A 1,058-nucleotide genomic window follows, 5' to 3' on the forward strand; every position below is an offset into this window, starting at 1 on the left:
ACTTTCTGCTCAGTGCCATCGACTGAATGAACTATGAGAGTATCCGTTAATGATTCGCCTGTTTTCAGGCCTTGAATAGTCGGCTGCGAGTTATCAGCGGTGTAAGTCCAATGGCCTAAACTATTGATACTCAGAGTACCAAATTGACCTTGTTGCACTGTGGCCTGGAATTGGTTTTGTCCTGAATCTACATCGGTTACGGTGAGGGCGCCATCGACATGCAGTTGTCCTTGATGGACGTCTTTATCTTCGGTTAGATTAGCCGATGAAACGCCACCAATTTGAGCGGTTTCATTGCTACCGTTAATACTAATGGTAACTTGTTTGGATACTGGGGTGCCTGAGCTATCAGTTGCTGTGACTGTGAAAGTTTCAACTGCTACTTCTCCCTGATGTAGGGCTAAAGTCGTTGCTGAATGATTATCTAGAACGTATTGCCATTCTCCAGATTTTGAATCAATGACGAGCTGGCCAAATTGACCTATTCCATTTGAGGCCGACCAAGTGATGCTATCGCCATTATCTGGGTCGGTAGCTATGAGGTTGCCTGAAACGGTATCAATTGAACCTAACTCATTGAGACTAGCATGATGTATACCTGAAATTTGCGGTAAATCGTTACTACCTTCAACCTCTACAGCAATGACCGAGCTCACTTTATTGCCTTGGCTGTCCGTTGCCGAAATGACAAATTGTTCTGTTTGATGAGTCCCTTCAGATAATGCATTTGTTTGCTGGTTATTATTATCAAGTTGGTAATGCCATTCGCCAGTTAACTGGTTTAACGTTAACTCACCATATTTACCTTGAGCATTGTCTGTACTCCACAACACTTGGTTAGCATCAGTGCCTGTAGCTTGCATTACGCCACTCGCAGTATTCACTGCATTATCTTCTTTTAATTGTGGTGCTGATTGTTGACTTGCTATTTCTATTGGGGTTTCATTCGTGCCAGTGCCAGTGCCAGTGCCAGTGCCAGTGCCAGTGCCAGTGCCAGTGCCACATCAAGAGCAACTCCCAGTCCGTGTTCGAGTAGAACTCGAACAGCGAGGGGGGGT

General features: G+C 45.1%; 1 protein-coding gene. It reads right to left on the reverse strand.

Translation table 11 applies throughout. From position 1 onward, the window contains the following. A partial coding sequence (locus Q4546_RS19130) for a VCBS domain-containing protein (RefSeq protein WP_303446853.1) occupies positions 1-884 on the reverse strand: 884 nt, incomplete at its 3' end. Between the last annotated feature and the right edge of the window lie 174 nt (positions 885-1,058).

The sequence above is a fragment of the Shewanella sp. 4_MG-2023 genome (assembly GCF_030548015.1).
Classification (GTDB): Bacteria; Pseudomonadota; Gammaproteobacteria; order Enterobacterales; family Shewanellaceae; genus Shewanella.